This is a genomic window from Pseudomonas sp. N-1-13, from assembly GCF_057787095.1.
The window spans coordinates 5,386,626-5,401,754 of record NZ_JBYNRI010000001.1; the positions used below are offsets into that span (position 1 = coordinate 5,386,626).

The window sequence follows — 15,129 nt, forward strand, 5'->3', positions numbered from 1 at the left end:
CCCAACGGGGATAAATCCCCTCGCCACAAAAGGACAGCGTCCAACCCTAGTCAGGCCTGCACGCTCAACCCATACTCAGCCGCGGCATCCTGCAACCACAGCCACCAGTAATCGGAGAAGCTGCGGCGAATCACCAGTTCCCAGGTGTCTTCGCCCGTGTGGCGGATCACCAGTTGCGACTTGGCGAACACCGTGCCCACGGCTTTGCCCACCGGGAAATTGCTTGGGTGTACGTCATAGCTGGTGGATTTCATCAGCACGTCGCGCACATTCGGGCCGGACAGTTCGAGGATCTGCTGACCGCCGCTGACGTTGACGATCTGGATGTGCAGATCGCCCAGGGCTTCGCGCAGGTTTTTCTCGGCGGCAAATTCTTCGCCACTGGGCACCACCAGCAGCCACTCGTCCGGGCCGAGCCATTGCAGGCTGGTTTCGCCCTTGACGATGACGGTCAGCGCGCCCGGCAGCTCCAGGCCCAGGGCCTTGTGCACGCCAGCAGCGAACGCAGGGTCATGACCATCGCCACGGATGGTCAAGTGGCCCAGGAGTTTCTTCTCGCGCACGGTCACGCCGGCGTTCTTGCGACCCTTGCCCACCAGGCTGGCGAGGTCGGCATGGTGCAGCGACGACTCGGCCTTGGCCCCGGTGGTTGGGCGTTGTTGGTACACGTTGACTGCGGTCATATGGAGCACCTGTCTCGTAGATTGATCGTTCCCACGCTCTGCGTGGGAATGCCGCCATGGACGCTCTGCGTCCGCTTTTGGGACGCGGAGCGTCCCGGGATGCATTCCCACGCGGAGCGTGGGAACGATCAGGTATCAAATATTCTGCCGATCCCCCTTCGGATCGAAGAACACCGAAGAAACAATCTCTGCCTCGATCACGCTGCCGTCGGCCAGTGGCGCGAACACGCGTTCGCCCATCCGCTTGAGGCCGCCCTTGACCACGCCCATGGCAAATGAATAACCCAGGGAGTTGTGGGCGTAGCTGGACGTCACATGACCGACCATGGTCATCGGGATCGCCTGCTTGGTGTTGAACACCAGTTGCGCACCTTCCGGCAGCCAGACATTCGGGTCGATCGGCTTGAGGCCCACCAGTTGCTTGCGGTCCTCACGCACACAGTCTTCGCGATTCATGCCACGCCAGCCGATCCACGAGAACGGTTTGGTCCGGCCTACGCACCAGCCCATGTTCAGGTCGTCCGGGGTCATCGAGCTGTCAGTGTCCTGACCGACAATGATGAAGCCCTTCTCGGCCCGCAATACGTGCATGGTCTCGGTGCCATACGGGGTCAGGTTGTATTTCTTCCCGGCCTCGACGATCTGCTCGAGCACGCCCATGGCGTAGTCGGCCTGCACGTTGACTTCGTACGACAGTTCACCGGTGAACGAGATACGGAACACCCGCGCCGGTACACCACCCACCAGGCCTTCTTTCCAGGTCATGAACGGGAAAGCGTCCTTGTCCAGGTCGATGTCGGTGACTTCGCTCAGCAGCTTGCGGCTGTTGGGGCCCGACAGAGTCATGGTCGCCCAGTGGTCGGTAACCGAAGTGAAGTACACCTTCAGGTCCGGCCATTCGGTCTGGTGATAGATCTCCAGCCATTGCAGCACGCGCGCCGCGCCGCCAGTGGTGGTGGTCATCACGAAATGGTTGTCCGCCAGACAGGCCGTCACGCCATCGTCGAAGACCATGCCGTCTTCCTTGCACATCAAACCGTAGCGGGCCTTGCCCACGTCGAGCTTGGTCCAGGCGTTGGTGTACACGCGGTTAAGGAACTCGCGGGCGTCCGGGCCCTGGATATCGATCTTGCCCAGAGTCGAGGCATCCAGCAGGCCGACGCTATCGCGCACGGCTTTGCATTCGCGCTTGACCGCAGCGTGCATGTCTTCGCCGTTCTTCGGGAAGTACCAAGGGCGCTTCCACTGGCCGACGTCTTCGAATTCAGCACCGTTTTTCACATGCCAGGCATGCAGCGCGGTGAAGCGTACCGGTTCGAAGATGTGCCCGCAGTGCCGCCCGGCTATCGCGCCGAAGGTCACCGGCGTGTAGTTCGGGCGGAACATGGTGGTGCCCATCTGCGGGATGCTCACGTTCAGCGAGCGAGCCGCGATGGCCAGGCCGTTGACGTTGCCCAGCTTGCCCTGGTCAGTACCAAAGCCCAGTGCGGTGTAGCGCTTGACGTGTTCGACCGACTCGAAGCCTTCGCGGGTGGCGAGTTCGATGGCGGCGGCAGTGACGTCGTTCTGCAGGTCGACGAATTGCTTCGGCGCCCGTGCAGTGGATTTTTCATGCGGCACCTGGAACAGCGCCAGGGTCGGTTCTTCCTGGCGGCTCAGGGCTTTGGGCAACACACCCTCCACCGCTTTGAAACCGGCTTCGTTGGCCGCGCGCACGCCACCTTCGAAACCATCGGCCAAGGTGTCACCCAGGCTGTAGACGCCATTCACGCCGCCGACGCACACGCGCTTCTGCGGTGCTTCGCCCGGTACGAAACCAAGGATGTCTTCGCGCCAGATCGGCTTGCCGCCCAGGTGCGAAGCCAGGTGAACCACTGGGCTGTAGCCGCCGGAGCTGGCCACCAGGTCGCAGTCCAGCCATTCGCCGGGACTGGTGACCTTGTGCGCCTTGACGTCAATGGCGGCGATGCGGGCCCCGGTGACGCGCTTGCTGCAACGAGCCTCGATCACGGCGCTGCCGGTGAGGATGCGGATGCCTTTGGCACGCGCCTCTTCCACCAGCGCGCCACGCGGGTTGCTGCGGGCGTCGGCGATGGCCACCACTTGCAGGCTGGCGTCGAGCCAGTCCAGCGCCACGCGATAGGCGTGATCGTTGTTGGTGCTCAGCACCAGTTTCTTGCCCGGTGCCACGCCATAGCGGCGCACGTAGGTGGAGACCGCGCCGGCCAGCATGTTGCCCGGTACGTCGTTGTTGCCGTAGACCAGCGGCCGTTCGCAGGCACCAGTCGCCAGCACCACGCGCTTGGCGCGGACCCGGTTGATGCGCTGGCGGACCTGGCCGATTGGCGCGCGATCACCCAGGTGGTCGGTGAGGCGCTCGTGGATGGTCAGGAAGTTATGGTCGTGGTAACCGTTCACCGTGGCGCGCGGCAACAGCACCACATCTGGCATCGACTTGAGCTCAGCAACAACAGCAGCCACCCATTCGGTCGCCGGTTTGCCATCCAGGCTCTCGCGGGAATCGAGCAGGCTGCCGCCGAACTCTTCCTGCTCGTCGGCCAGGATCACCCGCGCACCGCTGCGGGCCGCGGCCAATGCGGCGGCCAGGCCAGCAGGGCCGGCGCCGACAACCAGCACGTCGCAATGACGGTTCATGTAGTCGTAGGTGTCCGGGTCATTCTCGGTCGGCGAGCGACCCAGGCCCGCGGCCTTGCGGATGTACTTTTCGTAAGTCATCCAGAACGATTGCGGGTACATGAAGGTTTTGTAGTAGAAGCCCGGCGGCATCAGCTTGCCGCCGACCTTGCCGAGAATACCCATCATGTCGTTGTTCACGTTCGGCCAGCCGTTGGTGCTGGTGGCGACCAACCCTTGATACAGCGCCTGTTGCGTGGCGCGCACGTTAGGGATCTGCGTGGCTTCGGTGGCGCCGATCTGCAGTACCGCGTTCGGCTCTTCGGCGCCGGCGGCAAAGATGCCACGCGGACGGGAATACTTGAAGCTGCGGCCGATGATGTCGACACCGTTGGCCAGCAGTGCAGCGGCCAGGGAATCGCCCTCGAAGCCTTTATAGGTCTGGCCGTTGAAGGTGAAGCTCAGCACTTTGTTGCGGTCGATCCGTCCGCCGTTGGACAGGCGATTGATCTGGCTCATACCTTCTCTCCCAGAGCCTGCGCGGCCGCTTTCGGACTGTCAGCCTTGTCGGTGAATTGCGGCTTTTGGCCGATCTTGTAGGTTTCCAGAATCTCGTAGGTCACGGTGTCACGGGTCACGTTGAAATACTGGCGGCAGCCGGCGACGTGGTCCCACAGCTCATGGTGCAACCCGCGTGGGTTGTCACGAAAGAACATGTAGTCGCCCCACTGCTCGTCGGTGCAGGCATTCGGATCCAGCGGACGCGGGATGTGCGCCTGGCCGGATGCATGGAATTCCTCTTCGGAGCGCAGTTCGCCGCAGTGAGGACAGAAGATGTGCAACATAGGGATTTCTCCTGTTAGTGGGCGACGGCAGCAGCGCCGTGTTCGTCGATCAGTGCACCGTTGTGGAAACGGTCGATGGAAAACGGCGCGGCCAGCGGGTGCATTTCACCCTTGGCCAGGCTTGCAGCGAAGACGTTGCCCGAGCCCGGGGTGGCCTTGAAGCCGCCAGTGCCCCAACCGCAGTTGAAGAACATGTTCGGCACCGGGGTCTTGGAAATGATCGGGCAGGCGTCCGGCGTAGTGTCGACGATGCCGCCCCATTGGCGGTTCATGCGTACACGGGACAACACCGGGAACATCTCGACGATGGCCTGAACCGTGTGTTCGATCACCGGGTACGAGCCACGCTGGCCGTAGCCGTTGTAGCCGTCGATACCGGCACCGATCACCAGGTCGCCCTTGTCGGACTGGCTGATGTAGCCGTGCACCGCGTTGGACATGATCACGCTGTCGATGATCGGCTTGATCGGCTCGGACACCAGCGCTTGCAGCGGGTGGGATTCGATCGGCAGGCGGAACCCCGCGAGCTTGGCCATGTGTCCGGAGTTACCGGCGGTGACCACGCCGACGCGCTTGGCGCCGATGAAGCCCTTGTTGGTTTCCACACCGATGCACACGCCGTTTTCCTTGCGGAAACCGATCACTTCGGTCTGCTGGATCAGGTCCACGCCCAACGCGTCCGCCGCCCGGGCAAAGCCCCAGGCCACGGCATCGTGACGGGCCACGCCGCCGCGACGCTGGACGGTGGCGCCCATCACCGGGTAGCGGGTGTTTTTCGAGCAGTCCAGGTACGGAATCTCGTCGGCCACTTGTTTGGCGTTGAGCAGCTCGCCGTCCACGCCGTTGAGGCGGTTGGCACTGACGCGACGCTCGGAATCACGAATGTCCTGCAGGGTATGGCACAGGTTGTAGACGCCACGCTGGGAGAACATCACGTTGTAGTTCAGGTCCTGGGACAGGCCTTCCCAGAGTTTCATCGCATGTTCGTACAGGTGGGCCGATTCGTCCCACAGGTAGTTGGAGCGCACGATGGTGGTGTTGCGCGCGGTGTTACCGCCGCCCAGCCAGCCCTTCTCGACCACGGCCACGTTGGTGATGCCGTGTTCCTTGGCCAGGTAGTAGGCGGTCGCCAGACCATGCCCGCCACCGCCGACAATGACCACGTCGTAGACCTTTTTCGGGGTCGGCGTGCGCCACATCCGCTGCCAGTTTTCATGATGGCTGAGAGAGTGTTTGAAGAGGCCAAAGCCCGAATAGCGTTGCATAGTCATTACTCCAAAACCGACTCAGCGATAAACCGGGAAGTCCGCGCACAGGGCCGCCACTTGCTGGGCAACATTGGCCTCGACATCGGCGTCGCCGAGGTTGTCGAGGATGTCGCAGATCCAGCCGGCCAGCGTCACGCACTGGGTGACCTTGAAGCCGCGCGTGGTCACCGCCGGGGTGCCGATGCGCAGGCCCGAGGTCACGAACGGCGATTGCGGGTCGTTCGGCACGGCATTCTTGTTGACGGTGATGTGCGCGCGGCCCAGGGCGGCGTCGGCGTCCTTGCCGGTCAGGCCCTGACGGATCAGGCTGACCAGGAACAGGTGGTTATCGGTGCCGCCGGACACTACATCGTAGCCGCGCTTGATGAACACGCCAGCCATGGCCTGGGCGTTATCGATCACTTGCTGCTGGTAGGCCTTGAAGCCTGGCTCCGCCGCTTCCTTGAAGCACACCGCCTTGCCGGCGATGACGTGCATCAGCGGACCGCCCTGGGCACCGGGGAATACCGCAGCGTTGAGCTTCTTCTCGATCTCTTCGTTGGCCTTAGCCAGGATCAGGCCGCCACGCGGACCGCGCAGGGTCTTGTGAGTGGTGGTGGTGACTACGTCGGCGTAAGGCAGTGGGTTCGGGTACAGACCGGCAGCGACCAGACCGGCGACGTGGGCCATGTCGACGAACAGCAGGGCACCGACCTTGTCGGCGATCTGGCGGAAACGTGGGAAATCCAGGGTCTTGGAGTAGGCCGAGAAGCCGGCGACGATCATCTTCGGCTTGTGCTCGACCGCCAGGCGCTCGACTTCGTCGTAGTCGATCAGGCCGGTGGTGGTGTCGATGCCGTACTGAACCGCGTTGTAGAGCTTGCCCGAAGACGACACCTTGGCACCGTGGGTCAGGTGACCGCCGTGGGCCAGGCTCATGCCCAGGATGGTATCGCCGGCCTGCAGCAAGGCCAGGTATACGGCGCTGTTGGCCGAAGAACCGGAGTGCGGCTGGACGTTGGCGTAGTCGGCGCCGAACAACTGCTTGGCGCGCTCGATAGCCAGGGCCTCGACTTTGTCGACGTGCTCGCAGCCACCGTAGTAGCGCTTGCCCGGATAGCCTTCGGCGTATTTGTTGGTCAGGCCGCTGCCCTGGGCCTGCATCACACGCTTGCTGGTGTAGTTCTCCGACGCGATCAGCTCGATGTGATCTTCCTGGCGTTGCTCCTCGGCATTCATCGCCGCCAGCAGTGCATCGTCGTAACCCTGGATCTGGTCTTGCTTGCTGAACATCGCGTCTCTCCCAGCGGCGGCGGTGCGCCTTTCGTCTCGGTGAGGCACTGACCACCGTTCGGTCGTGCCCTTTGGAAGCGATGGTATGGCCGGCGCAGGCAGGTCAAATGCCTATGGACGCCACGCAAAGGTGCGTTTACGACATGCGTTCAAAGAGTCGGAGAACAAGGCCTGTGGAACAGCCCTATGGGAGCAAGGCTTGTGGGATAACACTGTGGGAGCAAAGCTTGCTCGCGATCCAGGCGCCTCAGTCCATGGGAGACCGCGTCGCTTTCATCGCGGGCAAGCCTTGCTCCCACAGGGTTATCCCAGTGTCATCCCACAGGCCTTGCTCCCATAGGGCTATGCGGCGATCTGGCGAACCGCGAGCAACAGCAGGAAATGCGCGGGATACAGACCGTAGGCCCAGCGCCGCATGGGCGGAGGATGAAAACGACCAGCGTGTCGCAAAAGCACCAGCCCAAGCCATGGCGCAAACAGACACGCCACCAACCCGCCGATCGCCACCGCATCCCCCAGCCAGGCCGCGCCATACAGCACCCGCCACTGGTTGGCCGCCAGGCACACCAAGCCTGGCAACAACGCGAAATACCAGGGCCGGTGAAATACCAGCAACATCGCCAGCGGCAGCAGGACGCCAAAAAAACCGAACATCAGCCGCGAGGAAAACAGCGCCGCCAGCAGCAACGCCCCCGCTGCCAGCAAACGCGCTTCCAGCGTATGGGTTTGCCAACTACGCGCCACCAGCAACCCGAGGGTCAGGGTCGGCAGCACGTTCAAGGTGGCCGGCACAGGAATAAACAACCGATAAGGAATTTCGCTCACTGAGCTGAACAGCAACAGCCAGCCCAGGTAACGCCACGAGCTCGCACTGGCCCCGTTGCGCGCCAGGTTCGCCGCCATCGCCAGACAGAACCAGGGGAACGCCAGACGTCCCGGCACATACAACCAATCGGCGGAGTAACCGACATATCGCAGATGATCGAGCACCATCGCCAACAGAGCCAACCACTTGAGCAGGTCCAAGGCTCCGTCGCGTCGGTTCATGGGTACAGCCGCCCTAGCGGTTTTGTGAGTTTCTGACAGAAACATCCAGTGTGTTCCCCCGCGAATCTTGGGTAAAGTGCGCACCACTATCGACCACCGCGTGCCGGACTCAAAGCACGCCGGACCACGGAATTCTCCATCCGGGAATTCTGTCAGGGATCTCTTACCCAGGACTCTCTATTTCAGGAGCAAGGCCATGACCGACAAGAGTCAACAATTCGCCAGCGACAACTATTCCGGCATTTGCCCCGAAGCCTGGGCGGCCATGGAAGAAGCCAACCAGGGTCATCAGCGGGCCTACGGCGATGATGAGTGGACCCACCGCGCGGCGGATGATTTCCGTGCCTTGTTCGAAACCGACTGCGAAGTATTCTTCGCGTTCAACGGCACCGCGGCCAACTCCCTGGCGCTGTCCTCGCTGTGCCAGAGTTACCACAGCGTGATCTGCTCGGAAACCGCCCACGTCGAAACAGACGAATGCGGCGCGCCGGAGTTCTTTTCCAATGGTTCCAAGCTGCTGGTGGCGCGCACCGAAAATGGCAAGCTGACCCCGGACTCGATCCGCGAGATCGCCCTCAAGCGCCAGGATATCCACTACCCCAAGCCCCGCGTTGTGACCCTGACCCAGGCCACGGAAGTTGGCAGCGTCTATACCCCGGAAGAAATCCGCGCCATCAGCGCCACCTGCAAGGAACTGGGGCTGAACCTGCACATGGACGGCGCACGATTCTCCAACGCCTGCGCCTTCCTCGGCTGCTCACCGGCAGACCTGACCTGGAAAGCCGGGGTGGATGTGCTGTGCTTTGGCGGGACGAAAAACGGCATGGCGGTGGGTGAAGCGATCCTGTTCTTCAACCACGACCTGGCAGAAGACTTCGACTATCGCTGCAAACAGGCCGGGCAGTTGGCCTCGAAGATGCGCTTTCTCTCGGCGCCCTGGGTCGGCCTGCTGCAAAACGACGCCTGGCTCAAGCACGCCCGGCACGCCAACCACTGCGCCCAACTGCTGGCGCAACTGGTGAGCGACATCCCAGGCGTGGAACTCATGTTCCCGGTCCAGGCCAACGGCGTATTCCTGCAACTCTCGGAACCGGCCATCGCCGCGCTGACCGCCAAGGGCTGGCGCTTCTACACCTTCATCGGCAAGGGCGGCGCGCGGTTCATGTGCTCGTGGGACACCGAAGAAGCGCGAGTGCGGGAATTGGCGGTGGATATTCGGGAAGTGATGGCGGGCTAGAAAAACCGAACCCATGCCCGTCATACCCCTGTGGTGAGAGGGGCTCACAGTGGGAACAAAGCCTTGCTCCCACTGGCTTTGTTCCCACAGAAGGTGCTCATCGCTACTTGGATGGACTGATCAGAACTCGATCCGCACATCCCCCTTCGGCACGCTGCAGCACGACAGGATGTAACCTTCGGCCTCGTCGTCTTCGGTGATACCGCCGTTGTGGTCCATCTCCACTTCCCCGCCCAGTTTCAAAACCTTGCAGGTGCCGCAGATGCCCATACCGCAGGCTTTGGGAATCATCATGCCGAGCTTGGCGGCGGCGGCGTGGACGGTTTCTCCCGGCCCCACGCGAATACTCTTGCCAGAGGCGGTGAACTCCACCAGATGTAGGTCCGCCACATCGACTTCCGGGGCGTCGGCAGCCTGTTCGGCCTGTTCCACCGCGTCGGCGCGAGCTTCCGGTGGCGTGGCGCCGAAGGACTCCTCGTGGTAACGCGTCATGTCGAAGCCAGCGGCTTCCAGCAGGCGCTTGACCGCGTTCATGTAGGGCGTCGGGCCACAGCAAAACACTTCGCGCTCCAGGAAGTCCGGCGCCATCAGCTCCAGCATCTTGTGGTTCAGATAGCCGCGATACCCGGCCCAAGGCTCGCCCAGCCCATGTTTTTCGCAGATCAGGTGCAGGTTGAAGTTATCGATCCGCGACGCCATGTGTTCCAGCTCGCGGTGATAGATGATGTCCTTGGGCGAGCGGGCGCTGTGGATAAACACCATGTCGACGTTGGCATTGGTGTCGTAGTACCAGCGCGCCATGGACATCACCGGCGTGATGCCGACACCGCCACTGAGGTAAAGCACCTTGGGGTTCGAGAAGTCGATGGCATTGAACAGGCCGACCGGCCCGTGCACCGCCAGCTCCTGACCTTCGTGCAGGGTGTCGTGCAGCCAGTTGGAAACCTTGCCCCCCGGTACGCGCTTGATGGTCACCGAAAAACTGTAGGGCACCGACGGCGAGCTGGAGATGGTGTAGGAGCGCATGATCGGCTGACCTTCGATTTCCAGCTCCAGGGTGACGAATTGCCCCGGCTTGAAAAAGAACAGAATCGGCTGATCAGCCATGAAACAAAAGGTGCGCACATCCCAGGTTTCCTGGATGACTTTGACGCAACGGACAATGTGACGACCATTGGCCCAGGTCTGGGTGGTTACCGGGTTCAGGAAGCTGTTGGACATGCTGATCTCCACGGCCGACTGTCGGCCTCTTATGAGGCGATTCTGCGTATAGCGCGAATCGCCCATTTACCTATCTGCGACATTCACATGCTTACCGCGACCAGCCCCCAACGACCGGACCTTGCGCGTCGGGAACAGATTGGGCCATGTCGCCCATGGATAAGGTTCGCCCCCTGCGCGGCCCCACACTCGCCCCAACAGATAAATAATATTTTCTGCCTTGCGTAGCACATTTGATTAGCCACTTTCGCCGGCCACGTAGAGGGCCATGAGGATAAAACGATGGACGTCACCGCAACCCTGAGCCTGGGCGATCCGCTGGAACCCGCACGCAAGGCCACCGCGCAAATGCTGCAGGAACGCGAGCGCACTTTCTCGCTGCCGCAGCCGTTCTACTCCGATGAGCGCCTGTTTGATATCGACATGCAGGAAATCTTCCAGAAGGAATGGTTGATCGCCGGCATGACCTGCGAAATTCCGACCAAGGGCAACTACCTGACCCTGCAGGTTGGCAAGAACCCGATCATCGTGATTCGCGGCGCCGACGGCGTGGTGCATGCGTTCCACAACGTCTGCCGGCACCGGGGCTCGCGGCTGTGCACCAGCGACAAGGGCAAGGTCGCCAAGCTGGTCTGCCATTACCACCAGTGGACCTACGAGCTGGACGGTCGCCTATTGTTCGCCGGCACCGAAATGGGCGCCGATTTCGACATGAACCAGTATGGCTTGAAGCCAGTGAACGTGAAGACCGCCGGTGGCTACATCTTCATCAGCCTGGCGGAGAACCCGCCGGCCATCGACGATTTCCTGGCGACCTTGACCCATTACATGGAACCCTATGACATGGAAAACACCAAGGTGGCGGTGCAAACCACCTTGATGGAAAAAGCCAACTGGAAGCTGGTGCTGGAAAACAACCGTGAGTGCTACCACTGCGGCGGCGCGCACCCGGAACTGCTCAAGACCCTGCTGGAATGGGACGACGTCACCGACCCACGGGCCGACCAGGCATTCAAGGACCATGTAGCGGCCTCCGCCGCAGCCTGGGAAGCCGAGAAAATCCCTTACGCCCACGCCAGTTTCGGCCTGCGCAACCGTATCGTGCGCATGCCGCTGCTCAAGGGCACCGTGTCGATGACCATGGACGGCAAGCAGGGCTGCGCCAAACTGATGGGCCGCATCAAGAACCCGGACCTGGGCTCGATGCGTATCCTGCACCTGCCCCACTCGTGGAACCACTGCATGGGCGACCACATCATCGTGTTCACTGTGTGGCCGATCAGCGCCCAGGAGACCATGGTCACCACCAAGTGGATCGTACACAAGGACGCGGTCGAAGGCGTGGACTACGACGTGGCACGCATGCGCCAGGTCTGGGACGCCACCAACGACCAGGACCGTCGCCTGGCCGAAGAAAACCAGCGCGGCATCAACTCCACCGCCTACCAGCCAGGCCCGTACTCCAAGACTTATGAGTTCGGCGTGGTGAACTTCGTCGACTGGTACAGCGAGCGCATGCTCAACAACCTGGGGGCGGAACCTGCGCCGTACCTCAAGGGCGTTCCGGTCCAGGGCTGACAGCAAAAGCATCGCGAGCAGGCTCGCTCCCACAAAGGATCTTTGGCGCACCGAAGATCAAATGTGGGAGCGAGCCTGCTCGCGATAGCGGCCTCACATTCACCCGATTACTGTGAAGACCACCGCACCGACCCATCCTCCCCATAAAACGTCTCGACAATCTCCTCCCCCACCAGCCGCACCTTCACATACCCGTTCAACACCCGTTCCGGGTACGCCTCGTCCCCCGCCAACTGCGTTTCCGACCACAACACCCCGGCATGTCCGTTCAACTCGCTGGTGGTGCCGTAGGGAATCGCTCCGTGCCCGGCACAGCGTGCGTGCAGCCCGCCTTGGGGCGCGTAGCAGATGCCATTGTGCAGATGCCCCCAATACCAGTAGTCCGGCTCACGCCCCAGGGCATCGCAGACCGGTTGGTAAAGCGCGGTCTTGTGGTACCCGGAAATATCGAAGCCCTGGTGATGACTGAGCACCATCAGCTTTTTGCGCTTGGGCAGGTTTTTCATCCAGTCGATCTGTTGCGCGTTGAGGGTGCCATCCATGTACAGATTCATCGCGTCCGAGGCGTAGGCACTGTCGAGGCCGACCACCAGCCAATCGTCGTTGTACAGGGCAAAGTAACTGGTGCCCTGTTGCACCGGGAAACGCTTGGCCAGCTCCTTGAAATAACCGTGGGCGCCGCTGTACATCTCGTGGTTGGAATTGAGCGTGAACGAGCCGTGCTTGCCCTGGGGCCAGCCGACCATGTCGACGTCCTCCTGGGAATGGGTGCCGGCGTAATACACATCGCCCAGATGGATGGTGAAGTCGGCCTCGGCCAGTTGCATCTGATTGGCGACAGCCACGGCCGGAGCATGACTGTCGAACGGTCCGGTGCCCCAGTCGCCGGCAATCGCCAACACCACGTCGCTGTCCATTTTCACCAGTGCCGGGTTAGTGGCGAACGGCGCGTGATGGCGCAGGTTCTCGATCCACTTGAGCAACGCCTCACTCCACAACAGGTCGAGCAACTCCCATTTGCGGCAACCGAGCAAGGTGCCGTCCTTGAGCACGCGGGTCGGCAGCTCGTCCTCGGTTTGCGGCAAGGCGCTGGCATTGCCAATCTTCAGGATCGAAAGACCGTGGGCCAGCTCCCACGGCACGGCCGGTTCGTCATCCGGCAGGTCGCCGTGATCGATGACGTGCCGGGCCTGATCGTGGCCACGCTGGAGCAGCTTGACGATGGCCTCGAACTCTTCGGGCTCCAGGTCGTTGACGAGTTTTTTCCAGGACATCTCCAGCCGCGTGACCAACCCGTGCAGGCGGACTTTGACCTTGTCGAACTCATGTTCCCAATGGTGCAGTAATGACATGTGAACGCTCCTTCGCAGTGCCCTGGGCTACAGGGTTTTCATGAATTCGATCAGGGCCCGTTTGTCGGCATCCGACAACTGCGTGCCATACAGGTGGCCGCCGTTGTGGTTGCCTTCCAGGCGGGTGTCGTATTTGAAATCCGCCGACGCCTTCATCTGCGCGCCGCTGGTGATGAAGCCGACCTTCTCCTGGTCGTAGATGTCGGAGCCGGTGTAGAACACTTGCGGCCGCAACTCGGGCGGTTGTAACAAGTCCCACAGGGTCGGCACCGAGCCGTTGTGCAGGTACGGCGCCCTTAGCCAGATGCCGTCCGTGGGGGTGTTGCTGTAGCTCTGGGTCTTGCGGTAGGCGCCGAAGTCGAACGGCGGTTTCTTGAAGCCGTGGAACGCCGTCACCAGCCCGACGGTGAAGGAGTTCAGGCGATGGGGATCGGTGCCCAACTGGTCGATGTTGGTAGTGACCTGTCCTGTGTCGGCACGGCCGAAGTCGTGGCAAGCGGCACAGTTCTGCTCCCAGATCGGTTTGCCCTGGGCGACTTTCGCCTGGTCCAGGGCGAACGGCCAGGCCGGCGCCTTGTGGCCCAGCAGCCAATTGGTCACCCGGTTGAAACTCGGCGGCAGCACCGATTGCGGTGTCGCGCCCACGGCCATGGCCGCCGCGTAGTTGCGTTCGTGAATCTTGTTGTTATTGCCGTCCCAATGCAGATACATCGACTCACGGGGTTTCTGGTTCCAGACCTGCGGCAAGTCCACGGTGCCGATGGTGGAGTCATCCGGGAAGCCGAACACCACCATTTTGGTCGGGTTGAAGGTATCGGTCCGCCCCGGACCTTGGGCCGGGCGCAGTTTCTGCCAGGCGTAGGCCTGCTTCTGCTTGAGTAACGCGCTCTTGGCCATCGGGATGATCAGGTAACGGTTGTACAGTTTTTCGAAAAAGCCCAGCTGGAACTTGCTGTTGATCGCCGCCATGACCGCATCTGGGGTGAATTTCGGGTCGCTGGCACAATCGTAGGCAAACCACTGGAAGGCCTGCAGTTGCAGGGTGTTGGCCGGCGCGCTGGCGACCGGAACCGCTATGTCACTGGCATTGGCCCGGTACGAGCCGGTGTGGCACAGCGCGCAGTTCGGCTCCACGGTGGGGTAGCCCAGTTGCCGCTTGGCCATGCCAATCGGCAGGTCGTTGCCGTTCTCATAGAGAAACCCGAACACCTCGTAACCGCCGGGCTTGGGCAGTTTTTCCGGGCACATCTGCGGCAGCACGGCGAACAGGTAATAAGGGATCCGCGCTTCGATGCCCAGGCCGATGGCGGCGTATTTGTAATGGTCTTCGTCGGAGGCAAAATCCGGTTGCGGCACCTCTCGGATCATCTGGTACCAGGTCTGGTAGCCGATAAAACCCAGCACCAGCAGCATCACCAGCATGCCAACCTTGAAACCATGACTGTGCCAGCGCTGCGCCCAGCCGGCGCGCCACTCCCGCCAACCGGCGCAGAGCAAGGCCAGTGGACGATGGGCCACCGGGCTGCCCAGGTACAGCAGCACGCCCAGAATCAGGAACATGCTCAAGTCGCCCATCAACATCGGCACGAACAACTGGCCCTGGTTGTTGGTGTTGATCAGGTAGATCCAGAACACCACCGCCACCAGCCGCGACAGCACGCACAACCACGAATGCACCACGAAACGCGGCGCGTTGAACCCCGAGGGCATGTAGAACAGGCTGATCCCCACCAGCAACATGCCGGTGTTTTCCAGCCAGGGATCGGACAGCACGGGCGGCAGGCCAAGCATGGACGTCAGCAACGCCGGCGCGAACAGCGCCGGAATCGCGAAGACCATGTTCATCACAATGCCCACCCAGATGATGCGTTGGAACCAACGGATGTAAGTGTTCATGGCATCCTTTTTCCTTATTCCTGACTCACGAGATGCAGCGTCCAGACGATCGCATCGCGAGCGGGCTCGCTCCCACATTGAACGGTGTGGGCCACC

The 15,129-nt window shown here is 61.9% G+C and carries 11 protein-coding genes; 2 read left to right on the forward strand and 9 right to left on the reverse strand.

The features are described 5' to 3' along the window. Window positions 1-50: 50 nt before the first annotated feature. The 6 genes from AC3I65_RS24185 to AC3I65_RS24210 all read right to left on the reverse strand — a co-directional run bounded on the left by AC3I65_RS24185 (window position 51) and on the right by AC3I65_RS24210 (window position 7,749). Window positions 51-683: a sarcosine oxidase subunit gamma gene (locus AC3I65_RS24185; protein WP_076383401.1), complete on the reverse strand. Its 633-nt coding sequence runs from the start codon at window positions 681-683 to the stop codon at window positions 51-53. A gap of 135 nt (window positions 684-818) precedes the next feature. Then, the gene (locus AC3I65_RS24190) at window positions 819-3,836 is read right to left on the reverse strand and encodes a sarcosine oxidase subunit alpha (RefSeq protein WP_488524227.1); all 3,018 of its coding nucleotides are present in this window, start codon (window positions 3,834-3,836) and stop codon (window positions 819-821) included. After that, window positions 3,833-4,162: a sarcosine oxidase subunit delta gene (locus AC3I65_RS24195; protein WP_003206305.1), complete on the reverse strand. Its 330-nt coding sequence runs from the start codon at window positions 4,160-4,162 to the stop codon at window positions 3,833-3,835. The genes AC3I65_RS24190 and AC3I65_RS24195 overlap by 4 nt, the downstream gene beginning before the upstream one ends. 14 nt (window positions 4,163-4,176) lie before the next feature. Next, complete coding sequence (locus AC3I65_RS24200) at window positions 4,177-5,427, reverse strand: sarcosine oxidase subunit beta (RefSeq protein ID WP_003177603.1); 1,251 nt, start codon at window positions 5,425-5,427, stop codon at window positions 4,177-4,179. A gap of 21 nt (window positions 5,428-5,448) precedes the next feature. Continuing rightward, the gene (gene glyA / locus AC3I65_RS24205; protein ID WP_047228145.1) at window positions 5,449-6,702 is read right to left on the reverse strand and encodes a serine hydroxymethyltransferase; all 1,254 of its coding nucleotides are present in this window, start codon (window positions 6,700-6,702) and stop codon (window positions 5,449-5,451) included. A gap of 342 nt (window positions 6,703-7,044) precedes the next feature. Further along, the gene (locus AC3I65_RS24210; RefSeq protein WP_487777168.1) at window positions 7,045-7,749 is read right to left on the reverse strand and encodes a TraX family protein; all 705 of its coding nucleotides are present in this window, start codon (window positions 7,747-7,749) and stop codon (window positions 7,045-7,047) included. Window positions 7,750-7,945: 196 nt separating this feature from the next. Here AC3I65_RS24210 and AC3I65_RS24215 point away from each other — a divergent pair, with 196 nt between their 5' ends. After that, on the forward strand, window positions 7,946-8,986 hold the full coding sequence (locus AC3I65_RS24215) for a threonine aldolase family protein (protein ID WP_107323021.1): 1,041 nt from the start codon (window positions 7,946-7,948) through the stop codon (window positions 8,984-8,986). 120 nt (window positions 8,987-9,106) lie between these two features. On the opposite strand, the gene gbcB is transcribed toward AC3I65_RS24215, so the two are convergent. Next, complete coding sequence (gene gbcB, locus AC3I65_RS24220) at window positions 9,107-10,207, reverse strand: glycine-betaine demethylase subunit GbcB (RefSeq protein WP_047228148.1); 1,101 nt, start codon at window positions 10,205-10,207, stop codon at window positions 9,107-9,109. A gap of 282 nt (window positions 10,208-10,489) precedes the next feature. Here gbcB and gbcA point away from each other — a divergent pair, with 282 nt between their 5' ends. After that, window positions 10,490-11,785: a glycine-betaine demethylase subunit GbcA gene (gene gbcA / locus AC3I65_RS24225; protein WP_047228149.1), complete on the forward strand. Its 1,296-nt coding sequence runs from the start codon at window positions 10,490-10,492 to the stop codon at window positions 11,783-11,785. Between the two features lie 107 nt (window positions 11,786-11,892). Here the strand turns inward: gbcA and AC3I65_RS24230 are convergent, their stop codons facing one another. Beyond that, window positions 11,893-13,137, reverse strand: coding sequence for a metallophosphoesterase (locus AC3I65_RS24230; RefSeq protein ID WP_488524228.1), 1,245 nt, complete (start codon window positions 13,135-13,137; stop codon window positions 11,893-11,895). Between the two features lie 27 nt (window positions 13,138-13,164). Next, a complete protein-coding gene (locus AC3I65_RS24235; protein WP_488524229.1) occupies window positions 13,165-15,033 on the reverse strand; it encodes a c-type cytochrome in 1,869 nt (622 codons plus the stop codon). Window positions 15,034-15,129 lie beyond the last annotated feature (96 nt).

Bases quoted from the DNA above. Each gene is read 5' to 3' on its own strand.
- gbcB (WP_047228148.1), bottom strand. From the start codon at position 10,207: ATGTCCAACAGCTTCCTGAACCCGGTAACCACCCAGACCTGGGCCAAT.
- AC3I65_RS24235 (WP_488524229.1), bottom strand. From the start codon at position 15,033: ATGAACACTTACATCCGTTGGTTCCAACGCATCATCTGGGTGGGCATT.
- glyA (WP_047228145.1), bottom strand. From the start codon at position 6,702: ATGTTCAGCAAGCAAGACCAGATCCAGGGTTACGACGATGCACTGCTG.
- gbcA (WP_047228149.1), top strand. From the start codon at position 10,490: ATGGACGTCACCGCAACCCTGAGCCTGGGCGATCCGCTGGAACCCGCA.
- AC3I65_RS24230 (WP_488524228.1), bottom strand. From the start codon at position 13,137: ATGTCATTACTGCACCATTGGGAACATGAGTTCGACAAGGTCAAAGTC.
- AC3I65_RS24215 (WP_107323021.1), top strand. From the start codon at position 7,946: ATGACCGACAAGAGTCAACAATTCGCCAGCGACAACTATTCCGGCATT.
- AC3I65_RS24190 (WP_488524227.1), bottom strand. From the start codon at position 3,836: ATGAGCCAGATCAATCGCCTGTCCAACGGCGGACGGATCGACCGCAAC.
- AC3I65_RS24210 (WP_487777168.1), bottom strand. From the start codon at position 7,749: ATGAACCGACGCGACGGAGCCTTGGACCTGCTCAAGTGGTTGGCTCTG.
- AC3I65_RS24185 (WP_076383401.1), bottom strand. From the start codon at position 683: ATGACCGCAGTCAACGTGTACCAACAACGCCCAACCACCGGGGCCAAG.
- AC3I65_RS24195 (WP_003206305.1), bottom strand. From the start codon at position 4,162: ATGTTGCACATCTTCTGTCCTCACTGCGGCGAACTGCGCTCCGAAGAG.
- AC3I65_RS24200 (WP_003177603.1), bottom strand. From the start codon at position 5,427: ATGCAACGCTATTCGGGCTTTGGCCTCTTCAAACACTCTCTCAGCCAT.